Here is a 26005-nt window from a genome sequence, read left to right as displayed (position 1 = left end):
TTTCTACCGAGACAGCCCACCATGGAGCAGTTCCTGATCGTCGCCTTCGCCCACTTCCTCGCCCTGCTTTCACCCGGCCCGGACTTTTTCCTGGTCGCCCGCACCTCGGTAGCGGCCGGCTGGCGCATGGCCAGCGGCGCCTGCCTGGGCATCGCCTTGGCCAATGGCGTGTTCATCGCCATGGCCTTTGCCGGCCTGGCCATCCTGCGCGAAGGCAGCGGACAGTTCATTGCCTTGCAATTGGCTGGTGCCGGCTACCTGCTGTACATCGGCCTGCTGTTCCTGCGCCATGCCGGTAACAGTGAACTGACCGCCGTTGCCGGAAAGGGTGCGGTAGTCGGTTGGTGGCATGGCCTGGGCGTGGGTTTTCTGTCTGGGACGCTGAACCCGAAGAACGCGCTGTTCTACGCCAGCCTCGCCGGCATGGTGGCCAGCAGCAGCGCGGGCTGGAAATGGCTCTACAGCGCCTGGATGTTCAGCATCGTGCTGCTGTGGGACCTGTTGGTGGCTGCGGCCATCGGCAATCAACGCCTGCTGCGGCGCTTCGCTCGAGCCCTGCCGTGGCTGGAACGGGCCTGCGGGGTCATGCTGATGGGGCTGGCCGTGGCGCTGCTGATTCATCTGCTGCCGGGCTGACCAGGCGCAGGCTGGCGAGGTCCATCAGGCTGAAATGGCCGCTGGCCCAGCCACCGGTGTCCAGATGCCAGACGTTGCCCAGCTGCCTGGCCCGCAATACCGGCGTATGCCCTACCAGCAAGGCGCGCAAGCCTGCCACGCGCTCGGTGTTGCCTTCTTTCAGGCGCTGGCGCGACCACTGGCACACCTCGCGGACGCCGGCGTCGTCATCGAACAGCAGGCTATCGCGCAAGGCATTCCAGTCGTTGAAAGGGCTGTCGGCATGCAGCAAGCCTATCGGGCCGGCATCTGTTTGCACTTCCATTGCAATCGGCAGCTGCAGGAACCGTTCGACAAAGACCGCCTGCCTGTCCCTGGGCATGTCGATGAACCAGCCACCCCCTGCGGCACGGTACATATCCAGGTCCAGGCGCCCGCCATTCAGGCAGGTGATCGCCAGCGACTCGTGATTGCCCTGCACGGCGTGGAACCAGGGCTGCTCCAGCCACCACAGGCATGCTTCACTGTGCGGCCCGCGGTCGACCAGATCGCCGACGCTGAACAGCCGGTCCACCTCAGGGTCGAAGCCTGCTGCGTCCAGGCACTGCTCAAGCCGTCGAAAATGCCCGTGGATATCGCCCACGGCCAGGTCGCGCCCCTTGCTGTTGACGGCTACCCGCCGAAACCGGCTCATTACAATGTTCCTCTGCTGGCGCGCTGGACCCGGCGTAAAATGGTGCGACACGCAGCCCGCCCCGGAGGTGCATCATGCGTAACGCTCTTGTCTGTGCCGTGCTCATGGCGCTGTCATTCAACAGCATGGCACAAGGTACCCCGCCTGCGCAGGTCGAGGTGCGTTTCGACCACCCGGAGAAATTCCGCGACGCCAGCCTCGATGGCCCTGGCTATGAACGCGGCGCCGATCCCTACGTGATGAAGACCCTGACCGAGTACCTGCAGAAACTCGGCCAGCGCTACCTGCAGCCCGACCAGCAGCTGGTCATCGACATTCGCGACATCGACCTTGCCGGCCGTTACGAACCGTGGCACAGCCAGGCCTACGATGTGCGCTTCATGCGTGACATCAGCTGGCCGACCATCGACCTGAGCTACACCCTGCACCAGCCCGGCAAGCCTGACCAGCAGGCCCAGGAGCGGGTCAGTGACAAGATGTACCTGAGCCGCCCAGGCCGCGCCTCCCACAGCAGTGACCGCCTGTACGCGGAAAAAGCCATGCTTGACGACTGGTTCCGCCAGCGCTTCGGGCCGCATTCGACGTCCTGAAGCAACCCTTTGCTGGTACAGGCGAGTGTGTCGAGGGTATGCTCGGCCATTCGACCTGTACCAGGGAAGGAACACACCATGAAACTCTGTGCCGTACAACTGGCGTCGCGCAAAGGTGACCTGGCGGGCAACCTCGCCCGCCATCTGCGCTGCATCGAGCAAGCCGCAGCACTGGGCGCCGAGCTGGTGGTGTTCCCGGAACTGTCGTTGACCGGTTATGAGCCGACCGTGGCGCGCCAGGTTGCCCTGCCGGTGACCTCTGCCCGCCTCGAGCCCTTGCAGACGCTTTGTGACCGGCTGGCAATCAGTGTGGCCGTAGGGCTGCCACTCCCGACCGCCGAGGGCATTCGCATTGGCATGCCCATCCTGCGCCCAGGCCTGCCGCCGCTGGCGTATGCCAAGCAGCGCCTGCATGACGATGAGCTGCCGTTCTTCACGCGTGGAGACCAACCCCTGGTGTTCGAAGCGGGGACGCTGCAGATCGCCCCTGCCATCTGCTATGAATCGATGTTCATCGAACATGCCGCACAGGCCCATGGGCTCGGTGCCGAGCTGTACCTGGTCAGCGTGGCCAAGACCGCCAAAGGCATACGCGAAGGCAACGAGCATTACCCGGAGGTGGCGCGCACCTTGGGCATTCCGGTGCTGCTGGCCAACTGCGTCGGGCCGGCCGACAACTTCATTGGTGCCGGCGGCTCTGCAACGTGGGACAGCCAGGGTAACCTGCTGGCAGCACTGGATGACAAGGCCGAAGGGCTGATCCTGCTGGATACTGCCAGCAACATCGCGCTCGGCCTGTTGCTGGATGTGCCTGAAGCATAAAGTTTCTGCTGTCGACGCTGTTCAGTTTTGCCCTCACCTACTACGTGGTCGGCCTGCTGATCCAGGGCCAGCTGGCTGAAATTGCCGAGGGTTTGCGAAACCGGCCCGATGCACCGACGCCGGGCGAGTGCCTGCGCGAGGTACGGCCGCATGCACAGCGTGCACGGCGCCAGTACACACTGATAGCCGGGTCTGTGCTAGCGCTGGTCGTGTGCCTCCTGGTCAGCTGAGCAGCCTCTCCCGCGAATGGGCCGGTACAGGTATCTCACAGATCCAGGGCCAGGCTCTGTCTCCCTTCCAGTGCCAGCAGATACTGCTTGGCGGGCAAGCCCCCGGCAAACCCGGTGAGGCTCCCGGACGCGCCGATCACCCGGTGACACGGGGCAATGATCGAGATCGGATTGCGCCCGTTGGCGGCCCCCACTGCCCGCACGGCACCGGGGTTGCCGATCTGGCAGGCGATGTCGCGGTAGCTGCGGGTTTGGCCAAAGGGAATGGTCAGCAAGGCCGCCCACACCTGGCGCTGGAACTCGGTACCGGCAAAGTCCAGCGCCAGTTCGAAGCGCTGGCGCGTGCCGGCGAAGTACTCGCCCAACTGACGGGCCGTTTCGCGCAGCGTCGGGTGGCGATCATCGCGGTGCAGCTCGCCAAGCCGCACGCGGTTCTCGCGCTCTTCCTCCCACAGCACGGCGGCGAGTCGCTCGCCGCGTGCCACCAAGGTCAGGGTGCCAACCGGAGACGGCAATAAAGTAAAGGCGCTGGACATCTGAGTTCCCTACGGCAAACCAGTTTCAGCGCACTTTAACGTCGCGCGCCGCCTCCCGCACTCGCTTTCTTGCGCGGGTTATTCGGTAAGCAGCGACTGCCGGATCAGCTTCTTGTCGGACCTTGCCTACGCTGGTTTTCGGAATTTGCCCGACACAGCGTATCTGCCGTGGAATCGCCCACTTGTTCAGCTGGCCGCTGGCGACAAAGGGTTGCAGGTGTTCAGCCAGTGCCGCCGCATCCAGTTGCCGGCCTTCAATGCACACCAGCAAGGCCAGCGGCTGCTCGCCCCACTGCGGGTCCGGCACGCCGACCACCGCCACCGCCTCAACGGCCGGGTGCTGGCTGATCAGGCTTTCCAGTTCGACCGAGCTACCCACTCACCACCGGTCTTGATCACATCCTTGATGCGATCACGGATGCGCAACACGCCACCTGCATCGACGCAGGCCAGGTCACCGGTGTGCAGCCAGCCACCGCGCCACAGCGCAGCGCCTAAGTCGAGGGCCTGGATACCATTGGCGCCCTCGTAGATCTGGGTAATGCGGCAATCGCGGACCAGCTGTTCCTGGCCCCATTCACGGACATACCCGTGGCCACCGAACACCTGCTGGCCATGCACGGTAGTTTCCAGGCCCATGTCGGTGAGGAAAGCCTTGGCCACCGGCGTCAGCAAGGCCACCTTGGCCTCGGCCAGGCGACGCACGCCGGCATCCTCGCTGTACCTGGCCAGCTCCAGCTGCAGCGCCACATAGGTGGAAAACGCGGGCCCGTCTTCGTTCAGTGCTTTCATGGTCAGCAGCATGCGCCGCACATCCGGGTGCACGATGATCGGGTCGGTGGCCTGCCCGGGCGCCTCGGCGCAGGTCGGTGCACGGCCCTGCTGGCGGTCGCGGGCATAGGCCATGGCGTTCTGGTAGGAGCGCTCGCCCAGGGCCAGGCCCTGAATTGCCACGCCCAGACGCTCGTAGTTCATCATGGTGAACATGGCACTGAGGCCCTTGTTCGGCTCGCCAACCAGGTAACCGATGGCGCCGTCGAAGTTCATCACGCAGGTGGCCGAAGCTCTGATGCCCATCTTGTGCTCGATCGAAGCACAGCTGACCGCGTTGGCCTCACCCGGCGTGCCATTGTCCCCGACCCGCATTTTCGGCACCAGGAACAGGGAAATACCTTTCGCACCTGCGGTGCATCAGGCAGGCAGGCCAGCACCAGATGAATGATGTTCTCGGTCAGGTCCTGCTCACCAGCGCCGGGACTGGGGCTGCGATCTTTTCTTCATGAGCCACCTTGATGGCTAGCAAAGGCCCGACTAATACTTAAATCTCTGCCTGGGGAGGCACGAAACATGCAATCAAGATTCGTTATCGTTCCGGCGGTGCCCATCGAAAAGCAGTCGTTCCGCATCGGCACCCGTTACTACGCGGCGACCGAATGCGGCGGTTTCGATATCTATGACAATCAGGAAAAGGAGCGGCTCAAACCCAGTTACCCGAGCAGGACTGATGCCGAGGTACAGTGCCGGAACCTGAACATGGCCAAACAAACCAGGTAGTCAGTTACCCTGACCGTCATAGGTGAGAGCCGGCAAGCCGGCTCTCAGCGAACTGCACCATCATCAGCCTTGCCGTCCTGCCACCCGGCAATCAGGCGCTGGGCATTGGCATCGCAATCCATGCCCTGTGGCTTGCTCTGCATGCCGGCAATCACCGCCAGCAATTGCGCGCGATTCTGCGCCAGGCGTAACTGCATGGCTTCGATTTCAGCCACCTTGCGCTTGAGGCTTGCCAGCAGCAGATCATGCCGGGCTGTGCCGTCACCCGCTGCGCTGGTCAGTTTGCGCATTTCTTCCAGGCTGAAGCCTGCCTGCTGCCCGCAGGTGATGATCTCCAGCGACCTCACCGCCTGCTCCGGGTAGTCCCGATAACCGTTGCCCAGGCGTCGAGCCTCGATCAGGCCGCTGGCCTCATAGAACCGGATGCGTGATGCGCTGAGGCCCGTGCGTCGGGCCAGTTCGCCAATTTTCATGAGGGTGTGAAATTCTCTGTTGACCTTAAGGTTTACTTTAACCTTAGCCTTCTCCAAAACCCAACCCGCCCGACGCCCGGCGCTACCTTGGAGAACACCGCATGTCCCCCTTCCAGCCCCTGCAACTGCCCAATGGCAGTGTCATCCCCAACCGCTTGGCCAAGGCGGCCATGGAAGAAAACCTCGCCAATCACGACCAGACCCCTTCCGATCGCTTGCTGCGCCTGTATCAGGCCTGGGCTGAAGGCGGCGCGGGCTTGCTGCTGACCGGTAACGTCATGGTTGACCCCAGCGCCATGACCGGCCCGGGCGGCGTGATGCTCGATGACAGCCAACCGTTGCAACGTTTTCGCCAATGGGCCGAGGCCGGTCGCGCCAAGGGCGCGCAGTTCTGGATGCAGATCAACCACCCCGGGCGGCAGATGCAGGCCAACCTCGGCCAACCCACCGTGGCACCCTCGGCGGTGGCGCTGGACATGGGCGGTTTGTCAAAGCTGTTCCCGCAGCCCAAGGCCCTGGACGAAGGCGAAATTGCCGCGTTGATTCAGCGCTTCGCCCGCACTGCGGCACTGGCCGAACAAGCCGGCTTCAGCGGGGTGCAGATCCACGCCGCCCACGGCTACCTGCTCAGCCAGTTTCTTTCGCCACTGACCAACCGCCGCCAGGACCGCTGGGGCGGCAGCCTGGAAAACCGCGCGCGGCTGCTGCTGGAGGTGGTCAAGGCGGTGCGCGAGGTGGTGTCTCCCGGCTTCAGCGTGGCGGTCAAACTCAACTCCGCCGATTTCCAGCGCGGCGGCTTCGAGCCTGCCGATGCGCGCCAAGTCGTGCTGTGGCTGAACGAGCTGCCGGTGGACCTGGTAGAGCTGTCCGGTGGCAGCTACGAAGCACCGGCCATGCAAGGCGACGCCCGCGACGGGCGTACCCTGGCACGGGAGGCCTACTTCCTCGAGTTCGCCCGCGAAATCGCCGCGATCGCCCGGATGCCGGTGATGGTTACCGGTGGCATCCGCCGCCTGCCCGTGGTCGAACAGGTGCTCGCCAGTGGCGTGGCCATGGCCGGTATCGCCACCGCACTGGCGGTCGACCCCAACCTGCCCCGACGCTGGCAAGCCGGCGAGACCAAGGCCTCGGCCGAACTGCCGCCGATCCGCTGGAAGCGCAAGGCATTCGCCGCCCTGGCCTACATGGCGCTGGTCAAGCTGCAGATGCGCCGGCTGGCCAAGGGCAGCAGACCCAAGGCCAAGGCTTCTCCCCTGGGAGCCCTGCTGCTGGAACAATGGTGCACCCTGCGCCGGGTGAAGCAATACAAGCGTATGATGGCCAACCGGCTGGATTGATGCTGTTCGATAATGGCCGGGTGGGCCATTCAGACTATTGAGGCCAATGGCAGCCGGTCAATCCAGACATTCTCGTGCGGCCAGGCGCAACTTGTCACTCGACAGGAAACTGCCTTTGTAGAACGTTGCACGGCTACCTTCCCGGTACTCAACGACTTCCAGCACTTCGTCTGACGTCACGGCGCTGGGCGCGGTCAGCCGATAACCGTGATTGATCGACTTTTGCGTGGTATGAGGGGACAGCGCCTGCCACTTTGGCAGGACGCAGGCGGCATAATCTTCCGGGGATTTCGAGGTCAGCTTACTGGCGGTAGGCTTCCCCGGGTTTGCGCAAGCGGCAAGGCTGACAATGACTGCGAAACTGAACAGAATACGAAGGGTTGGCATTTGCAATTAACCAGGCGGAAACGTGCGCCATTCTATCCGGGATCGACCCAATGCAAAAAGCCCGCTTGTGTGCGGGCTTTGTTCTGCTGCAAATCATCACTTCAAGCTTTTTTGCACATCAACGCCGCATCGAGCAGCCTGCCATGGTCGTACCAGGCGTCGCGCTGGTAAGCAGTGAACTGGCGGTCGGTTCCCGTACCGTGCAGCTCCACCAGGCCATCGGCCTTGTTGGGGTCGGTACTTTCAACGTACAGCTTGACCGAGTTGTCGGTGTCGACTTCGTACGTTTTGACATTTACCGGAAGTTCGCCTTTGACGCACCCCAGATAGGCTGGCGTGCTTCTCTCGGTGGTGCCAGACGTATAATCATGGCCACTTCGCACATCCGGGTTCTGTGCGCACCCGGCCATGAACAGCGTAGCGGATGTGGATAACAGTACTGCGCCTGCAACCGATCTGGAACTCTTCACGCGACACGCTCCTGCTGCCCCTTCTAGAACTTGAAAAGTGGCCAAGCACACCGCCCTTTTTTGGTTTTCATTGCCCAATGGTACTGCGCAACACAGCCAGCACGATATGCTTGTTGGCTATAGAGGTAATGGCCAATTACCCTTAGGATTTTCGACTTTCGAGTTATTTCTTTAGGCCAACGGAACGATTCAAAAAGCCCTGATTCTCATACGTATCGACCCGGCGCATCGTTCAGGAGAAACCCATGCTGTGGTGGCTGGAGATACTCGCTCAGTTCATGGCTTCCGCAGGCCTTGCCGTATTCAGCATTTTTGTTTTCTGGGCCTGTACGCTGCTGTCTGGCCGAACTTACAGCAAACTGATGTCAGCCCTGCTGGCGGTGGCATTGCTGAGCATTGCAGCCTTTCCGCATGGTGCGAGCTTCGCTGTAAACCAGCAAACGCTGCTGGGGGATGGCAGCGATTTCCTGTTGCTGGTGGCGGACGCGATGGGCGTGATCAGTGCCGTTATCATTGCGTCGTTCTTCTTCAACCCGGGACGGTTGTTGGACGAAGCGTGACTGGCATGCAGGCTATCTTGTTTCAGTCGCGACTATATCCTGCTGACCCGTGTCGAGGAGATAAACATGAGCATTCGCAGCCTTGCCAAACATCTTCCTGCAGACCCTGATAAAGAAGGCTGGGTGCTTGGCTGGGGCGTGCTGCGAGCCTTGCACCCCTGGCACTTCGTCGACGTCTATGCCGACCAGAAAACCGCCAGGGCCGAGGCGCAGCGCCGCGGCGATGGCTATGTCGTCGAATTTGGCTCGCACCGGCTCGGTTCGGATGAATTCGTCTGCGGTATAAACCCGCCTGAAGGGTGACAGTTACATCATGCCCACGGCTAACGCTCGGACGGGAGACGGCTGACTTTCAACCGTCAAAGAAGCCGCTCAACGTTATGGCCGAACGAATACCGATAGCCTCTACAGAACGCATCCCATTCATCGCCCGACCAACCGGACCTGCGCTTGACCTGCCTCAAGTCGTGCCGGGCGGCCCGCTTCGCGGTAAGACGTTGCCTGGCCTTCTCGAGATCCAGCAAGGCCACCTTGATGCTCGGCTCGCTGAAATCGACAAAGACATGCTTCAGATACAGGCAACCGTGCTGCCAACGGCCAACGTTCAACCTGGCGAGTACTCGGCCATATGCCTCCAGGATTTCGTGGTGGCGCCTGGACCCGAGTGATTGGTCGAGCTGGTTGGCGTAGAAGTCCTCCAGCGACAGGTAACCGTCCAGCGCTGCCGTCACCATCACTGCATGCCACTCTCCGTCCTGTTTACGGACATGGGCGTAGACAAGCGATGGGGTTGAAACACCTAAGGATGCAGCCGCACGCAGGGCTTTAGCTTCACGCGCAACTGTCGGGTACCCCAACGGGTGCAACAAACTTCGATAGACATGCCCGACTTGCTGTTTCTTGTAGAAAGTCAGGCCCTCCAGCTCGACGCGAAGTACACCACTCTCCCCGCCTCTGCGGATATTGGGGGGCTCCACCCATTTCCCGGGGGCGCCGAGGATGTCCTCTACAGGCGGAAGGGAGGGTCTCATGTTTGTTGAATTATTAGTCATTGAGCACTCACTCATTTGCCAGCCTTGGCGCGGCGAGACTCGAAATATAAACCCCTGATCTCGCCGGCGGCTACCGCAGATATCACCACCGGCACGCAGCTGCAATGCTTGGACCTGCTTCAGCCAAGAAGGCGCGCCAGAGGGAGTTCAGCCGTTTTGGCTTTGAACGTACTGTTCAGCCATGACCTTCCCCTCCAGAATGGCTTCAGTCGAAGAGGAAAAAGGCCGACTCACCCGTAGCGTTCGTGCCGTTGCACCTGGTTTCCCTACTTCAACCAACATTCCGGTGGGGAATTCAATACTGGACTCCCACAGTACGTATATGGATGCCTGGTAACCCAGGTAGGAATGGACGTAAAGGTCATGACTGGTGGACTGAAGGCTCATCACGTTCTCCAACTGGGCGCCTCGAATGCGCCTCTGATGGAGATACGACAGGTGCCTTTTCAGAAGCGTTCCCTTTCCCGCCCACATGGATGAGCTACCCGAAGGAAGCGCAGCGGCGGTACTTATATTGAAAGCGCTGGAGGACGAGGTGGATTGGTCCGTGGCCCGGACCAACCCTTGAGGCTATTTAGCCCGCAGCCACCGTCGGTATCACTGCATGCACGCCCTCGACTGCGATTTTTCGTGCCCTTCCTACACCCCATGCCATCGCACGCGTCATCGATTCGCCTGGACGGGCAGCGAACGACTCCTCGTGAACCGCCATGCCTTGAGGTGCGTAAACGCCTATGAACATCTGCGTTTGACCGGTCCTTGAAAGCCTTACCTGAACATCAATGTGTGTGCCGTCGTCGAGCGTTTCGTCATGGGTCCGGTGGTGCAGCGTCGGGTCTGCCCAATCCCAGAACACATTTCCACGAACTCGCATGTAATCCTCCATTAATCTTGTATTTAAGATCCATAGGGAGATCAAAGTAACGCGCATCAAATAACTTTCAAGTGCCCTTTACCGGAAACAACACTTGAACGACAGGCGGCTTCGATAACTTATACAAAACTATAATTTTGTATAAGTTATCAAGGGCATTTGTGGGAGTTCGCGGCCCTCGCCAGCTTCGCTTGCGCTCGGTAGCGACTCGGCAAATTCAATCCACTGTTTAAATGCAGACCGGTGCGCCTCGCACATGGCTTGCCAGTCCGGCCCACCGAGACGGCCATATGCCACCTGGTTCATCGTTGATGAAACAAGCGAATCGAGTTCGCGAAGCAACGTGTATGCGCGGTACCTTCTTTCACGTTCCGGCATGTTCCTGCCCCCCACAATGCACAGCAAGGTTTGAGCCTGTCCGAGGCTTCTGCCTGGTAGACCTTCATGGCCTGCCTTGTTTCCATCAATGCTAACCGTTTCGCCGAATGGCAGCGAGGCGAAGCTATGACTCAAGTATTTCCATGCAGCGCTCGTTCAGGAGCTTACGTGGCTTCGTCGCAGCTACGGACCCATTCAAAATTGGTATCACCCAGTAGCCTTCGTTAACTGTCCGCTTACGACCCAAAGGGGACATTTACGCACATCTGCTGGCGGCCGAAACTCGTGAAAGCGAGTTTAATGATTTCGTCTCAGTACCCCTATGAAGAGAAGACCCAGTGTGGACGATGACATGTCCGCACTAGGTCTGTCTGCGTCTATAACAGGCTTCTATCTCGGATAGGCGAATGTCCGGGTACCCCTTCTCGGCTGTAGACCCTCTTTCCCGCCACATAAGTAGGCGCCTGGCGCGTCCTGGCTAAAGGCGGCTGGCCATCATCGCATAAAACGCTTTTGCATCACCTCACTCGGCCCAGGCGCGCAAGCGCTGGATGAACTCGGCCAGCGGCACCCGTACTTCCGGCCAGTCCGCCACGTGGTGGTGGCGCAGCACGGCGGTGTCCGCCACGAAGGTCACCAGGAAGGCGTTGCCACTGTAGGTAACGTCGGCCGATCCGTAGCGAACGGCTTCTGCCTTTTCCAGCAGGGTATCGATACTTTCGCGAGTCACCTCTTCGGCGATGAATGCCTGCAAGCCATCGGAAAAGGTCATGGGGCGTACTCCTGTCGCAAAGTGAAAAACAGTCGCCACGGGTACCTGCCCCGTGGCGACGAGTGGATGCAATCAGGGTTTAGGATAGGCGGTATTGATCAGATCGCCGTTCAGATAGAACACGATATCGAACGCAGCGGCAGGTGTGCCCTTCTGGCACTCGGTTCCCGAGGAGCCGACATACTTGCTCTTGTTCGAGGCATCCTGAACCTTGGTCGCGTAGGCATTGCGCACCGCAGCGATCACCTGGGTCTCGGTGCAGCGATCGGGGAACATCGTGGAGATGCTCTTCGTCCCGCTTCTCGCACCTTCGGCGATGGTGAAGTTCTTCAAGGTGTAGACATCACCCGCGCCATGCGTCCCCGCCGGTGCATTGCTGACGCTGTCGGGGTTGATCCCGCCCGGACGGCTGTGGAAACCCTTGGCAACGTCAGGTGCGCTGACCTCACCGCAGAAGATGTGCTGGGCATTGATCCGCGGGGTGCCTGCCAGGATTCCCTTGCTGCAGGTCGGGTCGGCCTGGGCGGCACCGATGCCGGTCAGGGTCACCAGGCTGACCAGGGCCAGGCGTGTGCAGTTTCTGACAATACGCTTGTTCATCGTGAAGCTCCTTTTCGTTGGGTTGAATCATTCATGCGTTGCTCGGGCGAGTGCCCGGCAAAGCGGTCACAGCCCCAGCAGCCACTTGGCGCGGGTCAGGTAGGTGATGCGGTCGTCGAGGCCGTTGAGGCCGCCGTTGATGCGGCGGGTGACCTCCTTCACGTCGTCCTTGTCGGCGTAGGTGTTGAGCTTGCGGCTGTCCCAGAACCAGCCGGCGACATCCACCGCCAGGAACGGGTCGGTACTGACAAGGGTGGGCGCATCCTTGAGTTCGAAGTCGCGCCCGCAGGCCTGGCCGTACTGGCGATAATTGGCCCGCCCGGTCAGCTGGATCAGACCACGCCCCTTGAAGCGCTTGCCGTCGCCCGACTGGGTGTTGCCCAGGTCCTTGCGCCCTTCATATGCGCTGCCGCTGGCGATTTCCTCGGTGTACAGCAGGCACCCGCTTTCATGGGCGATCTGCGCCAGGAAGTGCGCCTGGCGCAGTGGCGTGTCGATCTTGTAACGGGCGAACACATCGAGGATGGGCTGTCGAAACGCCTCGACCTTCGCGCCGGTGGCATGGATCAGCACCGCCCACAAGGTCGCCGTGCCGATCGTCGATGGCAGGCCTGCCCGCAGGGCCTTGATGGTGTCGTCGTTGGCGCTGACCGTCTTGCTCTGGGCAATGCCCTGGAGTTCCTGGTAGCGCTTCAGTGCCGTGCGCGAGCCCGGCCCCCAGAGTCCGTCGGTGACCAGGGCACAGACGAATTCGCCGCGCCCGCTGTTCATGTTGAGCAACAACTGCACGGTGCGGACATCGCCCTTGTCGTTGTTGCCACCTTCACCAACCGATTGTTTGATGCACATGCTTGCCTCCTTGCAGCAGGCACGACTTTCCCGTCGGCGACGGCCAATGCCTGCCTTGCGCTGGTTTCGATAGGGATTGCGGTGGGTCGAGCGGGTCTGGCCGCTACTTGCGAACGAGAGTCAGGCGAGTGCCGAACCTGTCCTTCTTGTAACGACTGAACACCTGGATCTGAAGGTTCTTGCCGACTTGCCAGCCGAGTACGTAGCCCTTATCCAGGTCGGCGCAATTGCCGGCATCGGCCTTGACGATGGGATAGCGAGTGGCATCGGCGACCGCTGCTGGGGATGGCGAGCCCAGCGTCAGGTTGCACGACCAGGTATCGATGCGCAGTCGGCCTGCCCCTTCGCGTCCCTCGTCGGGAATGACCAGGATCAGGTCGAGGAACTCGTCCTCGGTTTCGAACTGCCCTACATATTTCTGCTCAGCGAACGCCGGCAGAAGTGTCGCCAGTGCCAGTGCACCGGCCAGTGTTGCAAGGGTGGATTTCATCTCGACTCTCCTTGTTGAATGAATGCACATGTTCAGAACGCCAACAGCAAGCCCACCCATTCGGCGATGGCGATCGCCAGCTCCGGACGCACCAGGCCCAGCGCCATTAGCGCAACCAGCAAGCCGGCACCGATACCGATCACCAGTCGCCTGGGGCCGGACATCCTGCGGTTGCGAACCGACTGCAGATCAATGATCGATTTCAAGGCACTGCCCTCCTCCTGGGATAGAACCAACAGCATCGAACGGTCATTGCGCCTGCTCATCGCCTGGCCTCCTGTAGATCCCCAGCAGCTCGCCATCCACGCGCACGACGATGGCCTCGTTCCCATAGCCCGGCACCTCGATGCTCAACGCATGCCTGCCCTGTCCGCGTGCAGGCGTACCGCCGACACGCAATGCCAGACCTTCCCCGACCGGCTCCACCGTGGCGTCCAGCACCACGTTCAACGAAGCCACCTGGGTGCCTGGCCATAGACGGTCGCAGGCTTGCTGCGCACGCTGCATCTCGGCCCCCAGCGCCATCACGAACTGTTCCAGGCTGTCCATCACGATTGCTCCGCTTCGTCCGTCAGCCAATACGGCCTGCGGGCGAAACCGACGTGGTAGGTCAACGCCTGCAGCACGACCTGGTGCTCGCCGATGTTGAGCAGCTTGAAACTCTTCTCGATGCCCAGCACCCGTCCGCGCGGCGTGCCGCTAAGGCAGCGGTTGAGCAATGTGGCCTGGGCCTCGACGGCCTCCTCCGGGGTCAGTTTTTCCGGATCGAGGCTGCCGACCACGATGCGCTTTACATATCCAACATCCGTCAAATCAAACATCACGGCATTCCCTCTCCGGAAAAACGGATTCTCAGCGTCGGCCTGCGGATCAGGCCTCTCCCTCGCCAGCTTGTCGCTCAGGACATCCGCGCGTCACGCGGCGATCTTGGGCGTGACCGACTGGGCGATGATGTCCATCACCCGTGCCAGGCCTTCAGGCATGCCATCGTCGACGGCATGAACCTCGACGTGGTACTTCGCCGACTGGTCGGTGGAACGGGTGTTCTCCTTGTGCGAGGCCACCGAACCGGACACGTTGACCTTAGCGCTGAAAGGTCCCCAGCCCAGCTTGGCTTCGGCGGAGAAGCTGCCGGAGCGGTCTTCGGTGTCGCGTGACTGCTCGGAGTTGCGTACCTCCATGTCGAAGGTGATGTCCACCTTATTGATTGCAAGATTGGGCACCTTCACCACCGCGAGCAGCGGCAGCTGCAGCTCGACTTTCTCGATGGCGGCCGGATCGTCTTCGGTCGGTGCCGAACGGTCGTAGCGGAACGACACGTTGCGGATGTCGCCGACATCGTTGGGGCCGGCGTTGGCCGGGTCGGCCGGGGGCAGGAAGCCAATCACCTTGATGAAGTTCGCGGTGGCATTGGCCAGGCGGACCTGAGCGTCGCAGGCGGCGCTGAGGGGGGCACCGATCAGGTCTGCCATCGGCAGGCCGCGGAATTGGTTACCCATTACAAAGTCAGACATGATGTCTCTCCTAGATCAATTTATCGAGGTTGTGGATCAGTCGCGCCATGCCCTCGGACGAGGGCTGGGTTTCGACTCTGAGGGTGACGCGCGCCACTGGCCCGCTTTCACCATTTCGGCGAACGCCCATATCGACGTTCAAAGGCGTGTGTGTGTCGGTCGGCCACGGCGAGTCGGGGTCGACTTCACCGGCCTGTGCCGCACTCGGTTCACGGTAATCGGCATGCAGGCCGACCTCGAAATCGATCTGCATGTCCTTGACGGTCAGCAAGCGCGAGCCGACCAGCGATAGCAGGGGCACCCGTACCAGGCGTTCCTCGCCGTCCTTGGCGTCGGGTGACTGCAGCGGCAGGCGCACATCGACGCTGACCGGACGGTTGTCGTCATCGAAGTACTGGCGCACGGTCGCCATCTGGAAGCGCTGGATCTTGTCCTGGGCCTCGGCCACGGCACCGGCAATGCTCTGGATCAGGTGATGAAGGGAATGGTTCGCCACGACAGACGCTCCTTGTCGATTGTCGGTGCCGGACGCGGGCCGTCACGGGAACGGGCCATCAGCGGCTGACACCTGTTGTGGTTGGTGAGCTCAGGTTATGGCCAGGGACACGCGCCGTCCCGGTATCGGCGTCCCGAAAACCTGGATGGGCGTCCCAGGTTCATCCGGCCGCGAACTCAGCTATGGATCAGTTCCCTGACCCAGTGATCGAGCACAGGCCGCTCGCCCTTGGCCGGCACCAGGCAACAGAATCCAGAGACCCCGCCATTGTTCAGCGCCGCACGGACAGCCCGCGGCGAGAGACCGAACGCCTTGCGGAACAGGCGACTGAAATGGGTTTCGTCGACAAAGCCGTGGTCGTAGGCCAGGTCGCCGATGCGCCGATCGGCGTTGGTGCTGTCGCACAAGGCGAACAGGCAGCGGCGCAGGCGGCGTTGCAACAGGTAGTGGCGCACGCCGCCGAAGCGCTCGAAAGAGCGGTACAGCTGGCTACGCGACGTGCCGACCTCCTTGGCCAGTACCGCCGGGGTGAGGTCTTCACGGTGCAGATTGCGCTCGATGTGCAGGCGCACACGGCGCCCGAGGTCAGCCTGGCCTGCGACCTGAACCTGCGCCTGGCCAGCCATGGCCTTGGCCAGGCAAGCCGCGACCATCCCCAGCAGCGGCAAGGCCAGACGCAGTGCTTCATCCATGCCCAGGTGCGGTGCGGTGGCCGCCAACGACGACAGCAGACGGGCCAGCAACATCCCCGCGGCCGTCTCCCGACGCAGCACCACGCCATGCAACTGACCAGCGTCGAACAACAGCAACGACAGTGCCGTACGCGGCATAAGCAGGCTGATTCCTTCGCCGGCCGCCATGCTGAACCTGGCTGGTTGCGCCAGGTCGAGCAACACCACATCCGAAGGACGTACCCTCAGGCCGTTGGCGCAGGCCAGGCCACGCTGCAGTGGCAGGTGCAACAGGTAGTGATCAAGGTCGCACCACCCCAGGCGCGTGCTATCGCGCCGATAACGGGCAGCGTCCAGATGGCCGCTGCTAAGCAGAAAACGACTGAAGTGGTAGACCGTCAGGGAAGTGCAAAAAGGCGTGGGTGTGCGGGCACCGACATCGAACAGCAGGCTGGCGATCAACTGCCAGTGGGCCAGGTCCTGGGCCGCCGTGTGCGTGGCAGAACTGCTGAAGGTGGGTAGCGACGCAGTGTCCTGCGCCGCTGCAAGGAGGAATTGCGGGGTGAAGGTTGGTTCCATGGTTCCGACTCACTGTCCATAGTGGAGCCGGAAAGTTGGTTCACTCCCGAGGGGCCTGCATCACTTTGCCATCACCGTTTCCTGGCTCATTCGATGGATGCTGTTGCACCAGCACCTTGCGCTTGGCCCGAGCTCGGCGATCTGCTCGACGATGTCCTCGATCTTGTGCTCAATGGTGTCGTGGTGAAGCAGGCGACGCGGTGGATGGCACCGGCTTTGCTGGTGTTCGCGGGTGAACCCGCTTCCACAAAGTCAGCTGTCAGACGCAACGTCGTCTGGGTCGAAAGCTGCCACTCGCCAACGGCAGCCATCGACCCGAAGCGGTCGTTATGACGGTTGTCTTAGAACCGCTCGACCAGCTCATCGGGAGCAGTTACGCTGGCGTCATTTGCACGGAAGCAACAATGACAAAGCCATACCGAGGAAGCTGCTTGTGCTCAGCAGTCAGTTTCGAGCTAGTCGACCCGCCCCAGGCAGTGAGTCATTGCCATTGCAGCCAGTGCCGCAAAGGTCATGGAGCCGCATTCGGATCCTACGGAAGCATTCAGCGCAGCAAGCTGCGCGTGCTCCGCGGCGCCAATTACATCAAGACCTATGCTTCTTCGCCGACGGTAGCGCGCGAATTTTGTATGGAGTGCGGCTCAACCTTATTCTGGTCACGTTCTAAAGGTGAATATACCGATTGGATTTCCATAGCGCTGGGCACCCTTGATACGCCGTTCCTGCCGAAGAAGCATAAACACTTACATGTCGATTCCGCTGCGCCCTGGTATGCACCAGCTGGCATTCAGACTCAGAGCGACTGACCGGAAAGAGGACTGCCGGTTACGGCCGCTTCCGACCCATAGCAGTCGCTAAATAACGGGTTTCGTGAGCGCGACGCGCACTCTGTGGGAGCGGGCGTGCCCGCGAACACCGGCGCAGCCGGTGCCAGTCTCCGCGTTTGATTCTTCGCGGGCGCGCCCGCTCCCACAAAGATTGCTGTTCGGCTCACCGGCAGCAACGGGTCGAAAGCCGGCCATCGCGGAGGAAAGGCAATTTGTTCAATGCCAGGTAAGCAGATAGCCGTATGGCTATGGCATCATGTGGCCATCATTCATATGACGAGACTGATGATGGAACTGGTAAGTCAAGAAAAGATAATGCAAGTGCTCGACTGGGCATACGAGCGATCCGTAAATGGATTCTCCGGTCTTGATTCCGCCGAGGAGCTCGCAGCCAGCTACGCCAAGGAGGAAGGCTCTGCCTACGATCAAGCTAACTCCCTGATTCGCTGGCAAAACACCAAATCGGCCACTTCAGGCTTCATTACCGGCCTGGGCGGTTTGATTACACTCCCCGTCGCGTTGCCCGCCAACATCACGAGTGTGCTTTTCGTACAAATTCGCATGATCGCCGCCATCGCTCACCTGGGTGGCTACGATGTCAAGGATGACAAGGTAAAGGCCTTGGTTTTCGCCTGTCTCACAGCCAACTCGGCTAAAGAACTGCTGAAAGACATCGGCATTGTCGTCGGCAACAAGCTGGCAATGAATGCGGTGAAGTCGATTTCCGGCAAGACGCTGATAGAGATAAACAAAAAGGTAGGCTTCAAGCTGTTCACCAAATTTGGTGAAAAAGGGGTGATCAATCTCGGTAAAGCCGTGCCCCTGCTCGGTGGCTTGATTGGAGGAAGTTTCGATGCTTACACGACCAATGCCATCGGTAACGTAGCGCGAGATACATTTACGCCAAAAGAGGTCGCGTCGGCATAACGGTCTGGCATCGGCCACATTCGCCTCGGATGCTCAAAAAATACCGGCCGATAGACTGGTCGCTTTTGGCCGGCAGTTGCCGACTACGCCGAAGGGCGGCTGTAGACCAAAGGCATGCGTTCGATTTTTGCCAGGTCAAATCGAGTGCTACTTATCTAAATGAGGGTGAACGCTATCGATTACTCTGGATCAAAGAGTGCCGGGGTGGGGATTTGCCAGGCGGGCTTGTTTTCACCTTGACTGTCGAAAGCGCGACGCGCCTCGCGGAATTCCTCAGCGTTTTCGACCACCCACATCCAAACGGGTGACATCCGAACCAACAGCTCCATACCGAGCGGCGTCAGCTCGTATTCAACGCGCGGTGGAATTTCCCCGAACTCCCGTCGAAGCAGTAATCCATCCCGCTCCATGGCGCGTAGCGTCTTGGTGAGCATTCGCTGGGTCACTCCAGTCATCTGCCTTTTTATCTCGGCGTGGCGCATCGTGCCATACACGCCCAAGGCATGCAGGATGCCCAATGACCATCGGCTACCTGCGTGAGCGAGGACTTCCCGCCTGACGCCATCATCATCTTCTCGGAGCGTTTGACAGATGGCTTCTGCCTGGCTCAGAGCGTCCTGATTGGTCATCTATTCCTCCTAGGTATCACGTGTGTGCCTTCTTACGAGTACTGCCTGATCATGCCAGCATTTGCTCATGTTATAGGCATCACGCCTCAGGAGGAATCATGACCGAAGCAACCCCGCTTTCCCCTCAATCCATTCTTGTTCTCGGCGCCGGGGAACTTGGTCTCCCAGTTCTGCGCAATCTCGTGCGAGTGGCAAAACGCGCACCCGGTTCCCAAATCAGCGTTCTTCTCCGGGAGTCGACCATCAACACCCAGATACCGGAGAAAAAGGCCGAAATCGATGAGCTTCGTGGGCTGGGCATTCAAATGGTCGCTGCGGATCTGGTGAACGATTCAATTGAACAGCTAGCTGAAGTGTTCGCCCGGTTCGATACTGTCATAGGCTGTGCCGGCATGGTCGCGGGTCGAGAAACCCCCATGAAACTGGCGACAGCAGCGCTAAGGTCGGGTGTGAAGCGCTACTTCCCGTGGCAGTTTGGCGTGGATTTCGAAGTGATCGGTCGGGGCAGCCCCCAAGATCTTTTCGATTCTCAACTCGATGTACGCGAGGCGCTCCGCGCGCAAGACGAAACCGAATGGGTAATCATCTCGACGGGCATGTTCACCAGCTTCCTCTTCGAGCCCGTATTTGAGGTCGTCGACTTCGACAATGACACCGTTAACGCTCTCGGCAGTCTTGAGAACGGCGTGACGCTCACCACACCAGACGACATCGGCGCACTCACGGCGGAAATCGTCTTCTTCGAACCTCGCTTCCGCAACGAGATTGTCTATCTCTCAGGCGACACGGTGTCGTATGGACAAGTCGCGAACATCCTCAAAAATGCGCTGGGCCGTCCGTTCAAAACTAACGTGTGGACTGTTCCGTTCCTGATGGATGAGCTGAGGAAAGACCCTACCCATCACATCAAAAAGTACCGTGCTGTGTTCGCACAGGGCAGAGGTGTGGCATGGCCTAAATCGGGAACCTTCAACGAACAGCAGTCGATTCCAGTAACCACCGCTGAGCAATGGGCTCGGGCGAACCTTGGGGGCAAGTGAGCGCGACGACAGATAGCTGATTTGCCGGCAAACTCCTAGGTTCGACAGTGGACGCTGATAACTAGGTTGAGCGTTTAGAGGATGACAAGCTGTCTAGACCTCAGCGTAGAGTCTCAGTGTCCGCAATGGGTCGGGAGCAGCCGGTCGCGACTGACGGCTTTCGACCCAAAGCAGACGTTCGCCAAGGGCGAGTTCTGGCCTGAAGCAGTCGAGGCTCTACAACAACAGGTGCGATACAGTATTAACGCGCCCAGGCAGCAAGACTATTTGCCTGCTGATCTGCTTTGCTCTTGAAAAAATTTCTGAGGTGTTCAATGAAAAATGACACTTTCGCCGATAAATTCAGGCGTTCCAAGTAAACGGCATAGATGTCTGCCGGAGGCGTTTCATAGTCCCCTAGCACCTCTTCAAGCCGTCCGGATCGCAAATGATCAGCCAGGTTCCACTCCGCACGCATCAGTATCCCATGCCCCTCCAAGGCCCAGTTCAAAGCGACCTCGCCGTCATTGGTACTCAAGCCACCATGAACCTTTATGGACTCGATTTGCTTACCTCGACTCAATCGCCAGGTGGCAAATGCCGCATCGTTTTGCCGCAACACGATGCATTTGTGTTTCATCAGATCACGGGCAGACTCCGGTCTGCCGAAGGCGTCGAGATAGCCCGGTGTGGCACAGAGACGTCGGCGGTTGGTGGCGATCTTTCGAGCAATCAGTCTGGAGTCCGGTAGCTCACCGAAACGAATAGCCACATCGATCGCGTCATCAGGAAGATGGATAGGACGGTCGCTTAGGTGCAGCTGGACCTCCACTTCAGGGTAACGCTTGGCAAAGGATGAAATTGCCGGCCCTACATGCGTACGCCCAAAGCCAAGAGGCGCATTCACCCGCAGCAACCCCTTCGGTTCGGCGCGGCTGCTTGAAACCTGCCGCTCCATCTCCTCAATTTCCTCAAGGATCCGCTTGGCATTGACCAGGTAGGTCTCGCCTTCCGCCGTGAGGCTGATGCTGCGTGTCGTCCGATTAAGCAAGCGCACCCCAAGACGCTTTTCCAATTGCGCAAGACGCTTCGTCACTGCAGGTGGCGTGAGGTTCAGCTCGCGAGCGGTGGCCGCCAGACTGCCCGCCCCGACCAGCTGACTAAAGAAAGCAAGCTCAGACACTGGGTTCATAATTAACTCTAGGTAAACAATGAGTTTAATTTCATTATATTACACCGTTTTGAAAAAACCATTACCTTAGGCCCTGCGTGATTAACCACAAAAAATCTGGGCTATTAGCTGCCAGCCTGTGAGGAGATTTTCCTCTCGCTGCGTAGTCCAGTCGCCACATAAATCCGACTCACAACAATAATTCGGAGACGGCAATGGTCAAGCGATGGGTAGGTAAGTTGTACGTGCAGGTGCTGATCGGGGTCTCGATCGGCATCCTGTTAGGCGTGTTCTGGCCGCAGGTCGGCGTGGACATGAAGCCGCTGGGTGATGCGTTTATCAAGCTGATCAAGATGGTGTTCGCGCCCATCATCTTCGCGACGGTGGTGCTGGGCATCGCCAAGATGGAAAACATGAAAGAGTTGGGTCGGGTCGGTGTGCGCGCTCTGATCTACTTCGAGATACTGTCAACTTTCGCTCTCGTCCTGGGCCTGATTGTTGTCAATCTGGTGCAACCGGGACAAGGGATGAACGTCGACCCGGCCACCCTCGACACCCAGGCAATTTCCACTTACACCTCAGCCGCAGCCACTGGCACGGGCGGTGTCACCGACTTCCTGCTGCATCTGATTCCGGGCAGCGTAGTCGACGCCTTTGCCAAGAATGAAATCCTGCAGATCCTGCTTTTCTCTGCTTTGCTGGGCATCGCCCTGGCCAATCTCGGCGAACGCGGCAAGCCGGTAGTTGACGTGCTGGAGGCGTTCTCCCACGGCATGTTCCACATCGTTGGCTTGATCATGCGCGTCGCGCCGTTGGCAGCCTGTGGAGCAATGGCGTTCACCGTAGGCAAGTACGGTTTGGGCTCAATCGCGTCGCTAGGCAAATTGATGGCCACCATGTACCTGACTTGCTTCCTGTTCGTGGTGATTATCCTGGGCAGCATCGCGCGGACGTCGGGCTTCAGCTTGTGGAAGTTCCTCAAGTACCTGCGCGAAGAACTGTTCACCGTGCTCGGCACCAGCTCATCTGAGTCGGTGGTGCCGCAAATGATGAACAAGCTGGAGAAGGTCGGGGTGTCCAAGCCTGTCGTCGGCCTGGTTATCCCCTCCGGCCTCACCTTCAACCCTGACGGCCAATGCATCTACTACACCATGGCCGCGATCTTCATTGCCCAAGCCACCAACACCCCCTTGTCGCTGATGGATCAACTGATCGTACTCGGCGTGCTGCTGCTCACCTCCAAGGGTTCGGCAGGGGTAACTGGCTCAGGCTTCATCACGCTCGCTGCGACCTTGGCAACCATGGACAACATTCCGGTAGCCGGCATGGTGCTGCTGCTCGGCGTCGATCGTTTCATGTCCGAGGCTCGCGCTATCACCAACACCATCGGCAACGCGGTCGGAACGATGGCCATCGCGAAGTGGGTGGGTGCACTTGATAGCGACCGGATGAACCAGGTTCTTGATGGCAAGGCCTGCGCTGAACCAGAGAAAGAAGCGTTACAGGGGACGGCTCCACTCACTGCCGTCAGCCCTGAAAAAAAACACCTTGTGATGCACTGAGGAAGTAACCGTGGATACCCTAGATAAAGAAGCAGCCGTCTCATCGCTGACCGACACGCTGGCCAAGTTCACTGCCTATATTGGCAAACGGCTGCCCAAAGACGTGAAGGAAAAAACGGCCAAGCTGCGTGCAGCCGAAACCAACCCACTGGCCATTGCGGTGTACGACTCGATGGCCGACAACCAGGAATACGCCGACAAGCTCAACCGCCCCAGTTGCCAAGACACCGGCGTGATCCAGTACTTCATCTCGGCCGGCGCGCGCTTCCCGCTGCTCGGTGAAATGGAAGGCATCCTCGAAAATGCGACCAAGGAAGCCACTATCCATGGGCCACTGCGCCATAACGCGGTGGAAACCTTCATCGAGAAGAACACGGGCACCAACACCGGCTCGAAGATCCCCTGGCTGGACTGGGAAATCATCCCCGATGCCGACTACGCCATTGTCGACGTGTACATGGCCGGTGGCGGTTGCACGTTGCCGGGTTCGGCCAAGGTACTGATGCCAGGCCAAGGTTATGAGGGGGTGACTGAGTTTGTCTTCGATGTAATCACCTCCCGTGGGGTAAACGCCTGTCCACCCTTGCTGGTAGGTGTGGGTGTCTCCACCTCAGTGGAGACCGCAGCACGCCTGTCGAAGAAGGCCATTCTGCGCAAAGTGGACTCCAGCCACCCGAACGAAAGCGCAGCGATGATGGAAAAGCTGCTGGAAGAAGGCCTCAACGAAATCGGCATCGGCCCGCAGGGCCTGACCGGCAACAGCAGCGTGATGGGCGTGAATATCGAGTCTTCGGCGCGTCACCCCTCGACCATTGGCGTGGCAGTGTCCACCGGTTGCTGGGCACACCGCCGCGGCAAAATTCGCATCAACGCCGACCTGACCTATGACATCCTCTCCCACGAAGGGGTAGTACTGTGAAGAAGATCATCAATACCCCGATCAGCGACGAAGATCTGGCCAACCTCAACGTCGGCGATGTGGTTTACCTTACCGGCCAACTGGTGACCTGCCGTGACGTCGCCCACCGCCGCCTCATCGAGCTGGGCCGCGAGCTGCCTGTTGACCTGCGTGGCGGCGCTATTTTCCACGCTGGCCCAATCGTCAAGAAGAAAGAAGACGGCAGCTTCGAGATGGTGTCCATCGGCCCGACCACCAGCATGCGCATGGAAAAATTCGAGAAGCAGTTCATCGAGCAGACCGGTGTCAAGCTGATCGTGGGCAAGGGCGGGATGGGGCCGGAGACCACCACCGGGTGCCTGCAGAACAAAGCCGTACATGCAGTGTTCCCCGGGGGCTGCGCAGTACTGGCCGCCACCCAGGTCGAGGAAATCGAGCGTGCCGAATGGCAGGATTTGGGCATGCCGGAGACGCTGTGGGTCAACCGGGTGCGTGAGTTCGGGCCTCTGATCATCTCCATCGACACCAAGGGCAACAACCTGTTCGAGCAGAACAAGGCCCGCTTCAACGAACGCAAAGGTGCGGTCATCGAGAAGATCAATAGCCAAGTCCGTTTCATCAAGTGACGAGCAGGGGCAGTTTAGCGAATACACTTAAACTGCCCATCTTTTAACCTTGTTAAGGCACTTATCTATAAGTCAGAACACCCAACACCAATCCTAGCACGGCCTCAATTTACGCCTCACTAGATAATTTCAAGAGATCGCCATGCGAAACCGTTCCCACCATGAATTACGCAATGACTTCCGCAGAATACTTCAAGGTCAAGCATGTATTAGCACGGCTTCAGTGTTTGATCCATTGTCGGCGCGCATAGCTGCGGACCTTGGTTTTGAAGCCGGAATCTTAGGTGGATCCGTGGCATCTCTGCAGGTATTAGGTGCCCCAGACGTCACCTTGATTACGCTGAGCGAATTTGCAGAACAGGCTGCACGCATCGGGAGAGTAGCCCGATTACCGATTATTGCCGATGCTGACCACGGTTATGGTAATGCCCTGAACGTGATGCGCACAGTTACGGAGCTTGAGCGGTCTGGCGTTGCAGCGCTTACGATTGAAGATACATTACTGCCTGCGCGCTTCGGGGGGCGACCGGTTGAGCTCATAGGTATTGATGAAGCGATAGGTAAAATACGCGCAGCTAAAGAATCAAGAGTGGATGCGTCGCTAGCGATAATCGCCCGCACACATGCAGGTGCCCAGCCTTTATCAGATGTTATTAAACGAACCAGGGCATTTGAAATGCTCCGGCGCCGATGCGATTTGCCTCGTAGGAGTAACGGACTTTGAAAGTCTTGCAGCTATTGCAGACGGCCTAAGCACTCCGATCATGCTCATAACCTATGGTAACAGCGAGATCCGAGATGCACCTGGCCTAGCAGACCTTGGCACTCGCATCATAGTAGACGGACACACGGCCTACTTTGTAGCTGTTCAGGCAACGTTTGAAAGCCTGCGGGCACAGCGTAACCAAAACAACATTGGAAGTAGTTGTGCTGCTACGCTCGTGAAAAAATACTGTCTGCAGGAAGATTACAGTGATCAAGCCGCGATACTTATGCAGTTTCCCCGTGAATAAGCAAACCAGAAGCCCCTTTTGGGTTGTCTACCTAGTGTGAATAGCCCTACTATGGGGCCATCGACAGGGAGGAAAATAGCGAGAAAATAAGTTCATTTTAGTAAATCAAGCACGCTCATACTTCCGTTTACTGGGCGATGGAAGTTACTGTAGCGTCTGACTTGCCTGCGCTACGGTGTTACCAACAACCTATTTGATAGCTCGCAACGTTGCTGAAAGTGGTATGCGGACGGTTGCGAATGGCCGCTATGGGTCCAGGCTGTGTGAAAACGCCAGTAAGTACGTCGAGTAGCGAAAGAAGCTGGGGCCTCCTGTAAATTCAGCAGATCTAAATGCAGATCTACCTCAGTCGGGCACCAGGCGCGACCTGTGCTATCTAGGCCGCGGCAGCGGCCCAGATAGCCGTATACGGACGCATAGAACGCGTGGACTCATGTCCTGATCGCTTCAATCAGCCCAGCGATGCCGAAGATGCTCATCATTCGTTTGAGATTGTAAGCAAGCACGTGAAGGCTCATCTCGGTGCTTACCCTCGGTAGGGTTTTGGTCAGGAAGTGAGTGCTTCCCATCCCGTATTTGAGCGTTCCGAAGGGGTGCTCCACCGTTTGCCGGCGTACCTTCATCTTTCCTGGGTCATGCTCCAATCGGATCTGAACGGCTTCAACTACCGTTTCATGCTCCCAGCGCTTCAACCGGCGTTCCTTACCCGTCGTACACTGCTTATGCATGGCGCAACTTTGGCAGCCAGAGAACCAGTAGGAGTGCAGCAACATGCCGTCTTCCACCGAAG

Annotated in this window: 37 protein-coding genes and 2 pseudogenes; 15 read left to right on the top strand and 24 right to left on the bottom strand. The window is 59.4% G+C overall.

All coding sequences use genetic code 11. From position 1 onward, the window contains the following. Positions 1–21: 21 nt before the first annotated feature. Positions 22–636 carry a LysE family translocator gene (locus CQW31_RS16340; RefSeq protein ID WP_099814904.1) on the top strand — a complete coding sequence of 205 codons (615 nt, stop codon included), beginning with the start codon at positions 22–24 and terminating at the stop codon, positions 634–636. Here the strand turns inward: CQW31_RS16340 and CQW31_RS16335 are convergent. Then, on the bottom strand, positions 584–1309 hold the full coding sequence (locus CQW31_RS16335) for a metallophosphoesterase (protein ID WP_099814903.1): 726 nt from the start codon (positions 1307–1309) through the stop codon (positions 584–586). The genes CQW31_RS16340 and CQW31_RS16335 overlap by 53 nt on opposite strands. 74 nt (positions 1310–1383) lie before the next feature. On the opposite strand from CQW31_RS16335, the gene CQW31_RS16330 reads away from it, so the two are divergent. From CQW31_RS16330 to CQW31_RS31670, 3 genes are all read left to right on the top strand, one after another. Then, positions 1384–1899 carry a DUF3016 domain-containing protein gene (locus CQW31_RS16330; RefSeq protein ID WP_099814902.1) on the top strand — a complete coding sequence of 172 codons (516 nt, stop codon included), beginning with the start codon at positions 1384–1386 and terminating at the stop codon, positions 1897–1899. Between the two features lie 78 nt (positions 1900–1977). Then, entirely contained in the window at positions 1978–2721 is a 744-nt protein-coding gene (locus CQW31_RS16325; RefSeq protein ID WP_099814901.1) for a carbon-nitrogen hydrolase family protein, read from the top strand. Beyond that, a complete protein-coding gene (locus CQW31_RS31670) occupies positions 2718–2951 on the top strand; it encodes a hypothetical protein (protein WP_099814900.1) in 234 nt (77 codons plus the stop codon). The genes CQW31_RS16325 and CQW31_RS31670 overlap by 4 nt, the downstream gene beginning before the upstream one ends. A 35-nt stretch (positions 2952–2986) precedes the next feature. On the opposite strand, the gene CQW31_RS16315 is transcribed toward CQW31_RS31670, so the two are convergent. Both CQW31_RS16315 and CQW31_RS32170 read right to left on the bottom strand, forming a co-directional pair. Then, positions 2987–3487, bottom strand: coding sequence for a methylated-DNA--[protein]-cysteine S-methyltransferase (locus CQW31_RS16315; protein WP_099814899.1), 501 nt, complete (start codon positions 3485–3487; stop codon positions 2987–2989). 25 nt (positions 3488–3512) lie between these two features. Beyond that, positions 3513–4734: pseudogene (locus tag CQW31_RS32170) on the bottom strand (acyl-CoA dehydrogenase family protein); the annotation flags it as partial. Positions 4735–4834: 100 nt separating this feature from the next. On the opposite strand from CQW31_RS32170, the gene CQW31_RS16300 reads away from it, so the two are divergent. Continuing rightward, positions 4835–5041 carry a hypothetical protein gene (locus CQW31_RS16300; protein WP_099814898.1) on the top strand — a complete coding sequence of 69 codons (207 nt, stop codon included), beginning with the start codon at positions 4835–4837 and terminating at the stop codon, positions 5039–5041. A gap of 44 nt (positions 5042–5085) precedes the next feature. On the opposite strand, the gene CQW31_RS16295 is transcribed toward CQW31_RS16300, so the two are convergent. After that, the gene (locus CQW31_RS16295; protein WP_099814897.1) at positions 5086–5514 is read right to left on the bottom strand and encodes a MerR family transcriptional regulator; all 429 of its coding nucleotides are present in this window, start codon (positions 5512–5514) and stop codon (positions 5086–5088) included. Positions 5515–5615: 101 nt separating this feature from the next. Here CQW31_RS16295 and CQW31_RS16290 point away from each other — a divergent pair, with 101 nt between their 5' ends. After that, the gene (locus CQW31_RS16290; protein ID WP_099814896.1) at positions 5616–6851 is read left to right on the top strand and encodes an NADH:flavin oxidoreductase/NADH oxidase family protein; all 1236 of its coding nucleotides are present in this window, start codon (positions 5616–5618) and stop codon (positions 6849–6851) included. Between the two features lie 57 nt (positions 6852–6908). Here the strand turns inward: CQW31_RS16290 and CQW31_RS16285 are convergent, their stop codons facing one another. Together CQW31_RS16285 and CQW31_RS16280 are read right to left on the bottom strand one after the other, a co-directional pair. Further along, complete coding sequence (locus CQW31_RS16285) at positions 6909–7238, bottom strand: hypothetical protein (RefSeq protein WP_054884573.1); 330 nt, start codon at positions 7236–7238, stop codon at positions 6909–6911. Between the two features lie 101 nt (positions 7239–7339). Continuing rightward, positions 7340–7708 (bottom strand): hypothetical protein, encoded by a 369-nt coding sequence (locus tag CQW31_RS16280; protein WP_054884574.1) that lies wholly within the window; start codon positions 7706–7708, stop codon positions 7340–7342. Positions 7709–7953: 245 nt separating this feature from the next. On the opposite strand from CQW31_RS16280, the gene CQW31_RS16275 reads away from it, so the two are divergent. Next, complete coding sequence (locus CQW31_RS16275) at positions 7954–8268, top strand: hypothetical protein (protein WP_054884575.1); 315 nt, start codon at positions 7954–7956, stop codon at positions 8266–8268. Positions 8269–8334: 66 nt separating this feature from the next. Then, positions 8335–8571, top strand: a complete 237-nt coding sequence (locus CQW31_RS16270) for a hypothetical protein (protein WP_054884576.1) — start codon at positions 8335–8337, stop codon at positions 8569–8571. A gap of 56 nt (positions 8572–8627) precedes the next feature. Here the strand turns inward: CQW31_RS16270 and CQW31_RS16265 are convergent, their stop codons facing one another. The 15 genes from CQW31_RS16265 to CQW31_RS32165 form a co-directional block, all read right to left on the bottom strand. Continuing rightward, positions 8628–9320: a lipopolysaccharide kinase InaA family protein gene (locus tag CQW31_RS16265; RefSeq protein ID WP_249341986.1), complete on the bottom strand. Its 693-nt coding sequence runs from the start codon at positions 9318–9320 to the stop codon at positions 8628–8630. 147 nt (positions 9321–9467) lie between these two features. Next, positions 9468–9707, bottom strand: a complete 240-nt coding sequence (locus tag CQW31_RS16260) for a hypothetical protein (RefSeq protein ID WP_054884587.1) — start codon at positions 9705–9707, stop codon at positions 9468–9470. Between the two features lie 187 nt (positions 9708–9894). After that, positions 9895–10194, bottom strand: a complete 300-nt coding sequence (locus CQW31_RS16255; protein WP_054884578.1) for a hypothetical protein — start codon at positions 10192–10194, stop codon at positions 9895–9897. A gap of 129 nt (positions 10195–10323) precedes the next feature. Beyond that, positions 10324–10707: a hypothetical protein gene (locus CQW31_RS30915; protein ID WP_143524224.1), complete on the bottom strand. Its 384-nt coding sequence runs from the start codon at positions 10705–10707 to the stop codon at positions 10324–10326. A 388-nt stretch (positions 10708–11095) separates the two neighbouring features. Continuing rightward, entirely contained in the window at positions 11096–11344 is a 249-nt protein-coding gene (locus CQW31_RS16250; RefSeq protein WP_027609364.1) for a hypothetical protein, read from the bottom strand. 72 nt (positions 11345–11416) lie between these two features. After that, positions 11417–11944, bottom strand: coding sequence for an EndoU domain-containing protein (locus CQW31_RS16245; RefSeq protein WP_054884579.1), 528 nt, complete (start codon positions 11942–11944; stop codon positions 11417–11419). 66 nt (positions 11945–12010) lie between these two features. Then, a complete protein-coding gene (locus tag CQW31_RS16240) occupies positions 12011–12793 on the bottom strand; it encodes a glycoside hydrolase family 19 protein (RefSeq protein WP_082433485.1) in 783 nt (260 codons plus the stop codon). A gap of 103 nt (positions 12794–12896) precedes the next feature. Further along, entirely contained in the window at positions 12897–13283 is a 387-nt protein-coding gene (locus CQW31_RS16235; protein WP_054884580.1) for a hypothetical protein, read from the bottom strand. A gap of 32 nt (positions 13284–13315) precedes the next feature. Beyond that, complete coding sequence (locus CQW31_RS16230; RefSeq protein WP_054884581.1) at positions 13316–13549, bottom strand: hypothetical protein; 234 nt, start codon at positions 13547–13549, stop codon at positions 13316–13318. Continuing rightward, positions 13533–13832, bottom strand: a complete 300-nt coding sequence (locus tag CQW31_RS16225; protein ID WP_054884582.1) for a hypothetical protein — start codon at positions 13830–13832, stop codon at positions 13533–13535. The genes CQW31_RS16230 and CQW31_RS16225 overlap by 17 nt, the downstream gene beginning before the upstream one ends. Next, entirely contained in the window at positions 13832–14104 is a 273-nt protein-coding gene (locus tag CQW31_RS16220) for a hypothetical protein (protein ID WP_027609358.1), read from the bottom strand. The genes CQW31_RS16225 and CQW31_RS16220 overlap by 1 nt, the downstream gene beginning before the upstream one ends. A gap of 93 nt (positions 14105–14197) precedes the next feature. Beyond that, positions 14198–14797, bottom strand: coding sequence for a DUF2589 domain-containing protein (locus CQW31_RS16215; protein WP_027609357.1), 600 nt, complete (start codon positions 14795–14797; stop codon positions 14198–14200). 10 nt (positions 14798–14807) lie between these two features. After that, complete coding sequence (locus CQW31_RS16210) at positions 14808–15293, bottom strand: DUF2589 domain-containing protein (protein ID WP_099814894.1); 486 nt, start codon at positions 15291–15293, stop codon at positions 14808–14810. Between the two features lie 176 nt (positions 15294–15469). Further along, positions 15470–16543, bottom strand: coding sequence for a helix-turn-helix domain-containing protein (locus CQW31_RS16205; protein ID WP_099814893.1), 1074 nt, complete (start codon positions 16541–16543; stop codon positions 15470–15472). Between the two features lie 60 nt (positions 16544–16603). Continuing rightward, on the bottom strand, positions 16604–16705 hold the full coding sequence (locus CQW31_RS32165; RefSeq protein WP_371858386.1) for a hypothetical protein: 102 nt from the start codon (positions 16703–16705) through the stop codon (positions 16604–16606). Positions 16706–16947: 242 nt separating this feature from the next. Between CQW31_RS32165 and CQW31_RS16200 the strand changes: the two genes are divergently transcribed. Beyond that, the gene (locus CQW31_RS16200) at positions 16948–17349 is read left to right on the top strand and encodes a GFA family protein (protein ID WP_082433491.1); all 402 of its coding nucleotides are present in this window, start codon (positions 16948–16950) and stop codon (positions 17347–17349) included. Between the two features lie 306 nt (positions 17350–17655). Then, entirely contained in the window at positions 17656–18297 is a 642-nt protein-coding gene (locus tag CQW31_RS16190) for an EcsC family protein (RefSeq protein ID WP_054884590.1), read from the top strand. A 179-nt stretch (positions 18298–18476) separates the two neighbouring features. Here the strand turns inward: CQW31_RS16190 and CQW31_RS16185 are convergent, their stop codons facing one another. Next, complete coding sequence (locus CQW31_RS16185) at positions 18477–18926, bottom strand: helix-turn-helix domain-containing protein (RefSeq protein ID WP_054886478.1); 450 nt, start codon at positions 18924–18926, stop codon at positions 18477–18479. 98 nt (positions 18927–19024) lie between these two features. On the opposite strand from CQW31_RS16185, the gene CQW31_RS16180 reads away from it, so the two are divergent. Further along, complete coding sequence (locus CQW31_RS16180) at positions 19025–19966, top strand: aromatic alcohol reductase (RefSeq protein ID WP_054886479.1); 942 nt, start codon at positions 19025–19027, stop codon at positions 19964–19966. 241 nt (positions 19967–20207) lie between these two features. Here the strand turns inward: CQW31_RS16180 and CQW31_RS16175 are convergent, their stop codons facing one another. Further along, positions 20208–21137, bottom strand: a complete 930-nt coding sequence (locus CQW31_RS16175; RefSeq protein WP_054886480.1) for a LysR substrate-binding domain-containing protein — start codon at positions 21135–21137, stop codon at positions 20208–20210. Between the two features lie 194 nt (positions 21138–21331). Between CQW31_RS16175 and CQW31_RS16170 the strand changes: the two genes are divergently transcribed. From CQW31_RS16170 to CQW31_RS16155, 4 genes and pseudogenes are all read left to right on the top strand, one after another. Beyond that, a complete protein-coding gene (locus CQW31_RS16170) occupies positions 21332–22678 on the top strand; it encodes a dicarboxylate/amino acid:cation symporter (RefSeq protein WP_099814890.1) in 1347 nt (448 codons plus the stop codon). Between the two features lie 10 nt (positions 22679–22688). Next, positions 22689–23597, top strand: coding sequence for a L(+)-tartrate dehydratase subunit alpha (gene ttdA, locus CQW31_RS16165; protein WP_099814889.1), 909 nt, complete (start codon positions 22689–22691; stop codon positions 23595–23597). Beyond that, positions 23594–24202, top strand: coding sequence for a L(+)-tartrate dehydratase subunit beta (gene ttdB, locus CQW31_RS16160; protein ID WP_054886482.1), 609 nt, complete (start codon positions 23594–23596; stop codon positions 24200–24202). Before ttdA ends, ttdB begins: the two co-directional genes overlap by 4 nt. Positions 24203–24344: 142 nt before the next feature. Continuing rightward, positions 24345–25215, top strand: a pseudogene (locus tag CQW31_RS16155) (oxaloacetate decarboxylase). A 431-nt stretch (positions 25216–25646) separates the two neighbouring features. On the opposite strand, the gene CQW31_RS16150 reads toward CQW31_RS16155, so the two are convergent. After that, the coding region (locus tag CQW31_RS16150; protein WP_143524223.1) for a transposase at positions 25647–26005 on the bottom strand (359 nt) is incomplete at its 5' end.

It is taken from the genome of Pseudomonas sp. 382 (assembly GCF_002759075.1).
In the GTDB taxonomy this organism is placed as follows: Bacteria; Pseudomonadota; Gammaproteobacteria; order Pseudomonadales; family Pseudomonadaceae; genus Aquipseudomonas; species Aquipseudomonas vlassakiae.
This window is presented reverse-complemented; position numbering and strand designations above follow the sequence as displayed.

Coding starts and splice junctions, on each gene's coding strand:
- CQW31_RS16240 (WP_082433485.1), bottom strand. CDS start 12,793: ATGTGCATCAAACAATCGGTTGGTGAAGGTGGCAACAACGACAAGGGC.
- CQW31_RS16255 (WP_054884578.1), bottom strand. CDS start 10,194: ATGCGAGTTCGTGGAAATGTGTTCTGGGATTGGGCAGACCCGACGCTG.
- CQW31_RS16330 (WP_099814902.1), top strand. CDS start 1,384: ATGCGTAACGCTCTTGTCTGTGCCGTGCTCATGGCGCTGTCATTCAAC.
- CQW31_RS16265 (WP_249341986.1), bottom strand. CDS start 9,320: ATGACTAATAATTCAACAAACATGAGACCCTCCCTTCCGCCTGTAGAG.
- CQW31_RS16260 (WP_054884587.1), bottom strand. CDS start 9,707: ATGAGCCTTCAGTCCACCAGTCATGACCTTTACGTCCATTCCTACCTG.
- CQW31_RS16290 (WP_099814896.1), top strand. CDS start 5,616: ATGTCCCCCTTCCAGCCCCTGCAACTGCCCAATGGCAGTGTCATCCCC.
- CQW31_RS16175 (WP_054886480.1), bottom strand. CDS start 21,137: ATGAACCCAGTGTCTGAGCTTGCTTTCTTTAGTCAGCTGGTCGGGGCG.
- CQW31_RS16190 (WP_054884590.1), top strand. CDS start 17,656: ATGATGGAACTGGTAAGTCAAGAAAAGATAATGCAAGTGCTCGACTGG.
- CQW31_RS16230 (WP_054884581.1), bottom strand. CDS start 13,549: ATGAGCAGGCGCAATGACCGTTCGATGCTGTTGGTTCTATCCCAGGAG.
- CQW31_RS16235 (WP_054884580.1), bottom strand. CDS start 13,283: ATGAAATCCACCCTTGCAACACTGGCCGGTGCACTGGCACTGGCGACA.
- CQW31_RS16245 (WP_054884579.1), bottom strand. CDS start 11,944: ATGAACAAGCGTATTGTCAGAAACTGCACACGCCTGGCCCTGGTCAGC.
- CQW31_RS16275 (WP_054884575.1), top strand. CDS start 7,954: ATGCTGTGGTGGCTGGAGATACTCGCTCAGTTCATGGCTTCCGCAGGC.
- CQW31_RS16225 (WP_054884582.1), bottom strand. CDS start 13,832: ATGGACAGCCTGGAACAGTTCGTGATGGCGCTGGGGGCCGAGATGCAG.
- CQW31_RS16170 (WP_099814890.1), top strand. CDS start 21,332: ATGGTCAAGCGATGGGTAGGTAAGTTGTACGTGCAGGTGCTGATCGGG.
- CQW31_RS16335 (WP_099814903.1), bottom strand. CDS start 1,309: ATGAGCCGGTTTCGGCGGGTAGCCGTCAACAGCAAGGGGCGCGACCTG.
- CQW31_RS16185 (WP_054886478.1), bottom strand. CDS start 18,926: ATGACCAATCAGGACGCTCTGAGCCAGGCAGAAGCCATCTGTCAAACG.
- CQW31_RS16180 (WP_054886479.1), top strand. CDS start 19,025: ATGACCGAAGCAACCCCGCTTTCCCCTCAATCCATTCTTGTTCTCGGC.
- CQW31_RS16300 (WP_099814898.1), top strand. CDS start 4,835: ATGCAATCAAGATTCGTTATCGTTCCGGCGGTGCCCATCGAAAAGCAG.
- CQW31_RS16270 (WP_054884576.1), top strand. CDS start 8,335: ATGAGCATTCGCAGCCTTGCCAAACATCTTCCTGCAGACCCTGATAAA.
- CQW31_RS16205 (WP_099814893.1), bottom strand. CDS start 16,543: ATGGAACCAACCTTCACCCCGCAATTCCTCCTTGCAGCGGCGCAGGAC.
- CQW31_RS16215 (WP_027609357.1), bottom strand. CDS start 14,797: ATGTCTGACTTTGTAATGGGTAACCAATTCCGCGGCCTGCCGATGGCA.
- CQW31_RS16285 (WP_054884573.1), bottom strand. CDS start 7,238: ATGCCAACCCTTCGTATTCTGTTCAGTTTCGCAGTCATTGTCAGCCTT.
- CQW31_RS16340 (WP_099814904.1), top strand. CDS start 22: ATGGAGCAGTTCCTGATCGTCGCCTTCGCCCACTTCCTCGCCCTGCTT.
- CQW31_RS16295 (WP_099814897.1), bottom strand. CDS start 5,514: ATGAAAATTGGCGAACTGGCCCGACGCACGGGCCTCAGCGCATCACGC.
- CQW31_RS16325 (WP_099814901.1), top strand. CDS start 1,978: ATGAAACTCTGTGCCGTACAACTGGCGTCGCGCAAAGGTGACCTGGCG.
- CQW31_RS16220 (WP_027609358.1), bottom strand. CDS start 14,104: ATGTTTGATTTGACGGATGTTGGATATGTAAAGCGCATCGTGGTCGGC.
- CQW31_RS16250 (WP_027609364.1), bottom strand. CDS start 11,344: ATGACCTTTTCCGATGGCTTGCAGGCATTCATCGCCGAAGAGGTGACT.
- CQW31_RS16315 (WP_099814899.1), bottom strand. CDS start 3,487: ATGTCCAGCGCCTTTACTTTATTGCCGTCTCCGGTTGGCACCCTGACC.
- CQW31_RS16200 (WP_082433491.1), top strand. CDS start 16,948: ATGACAAAGCCATACCGAGGAAGCTGCTTGTGCTCAGCAGTCAGTTTC.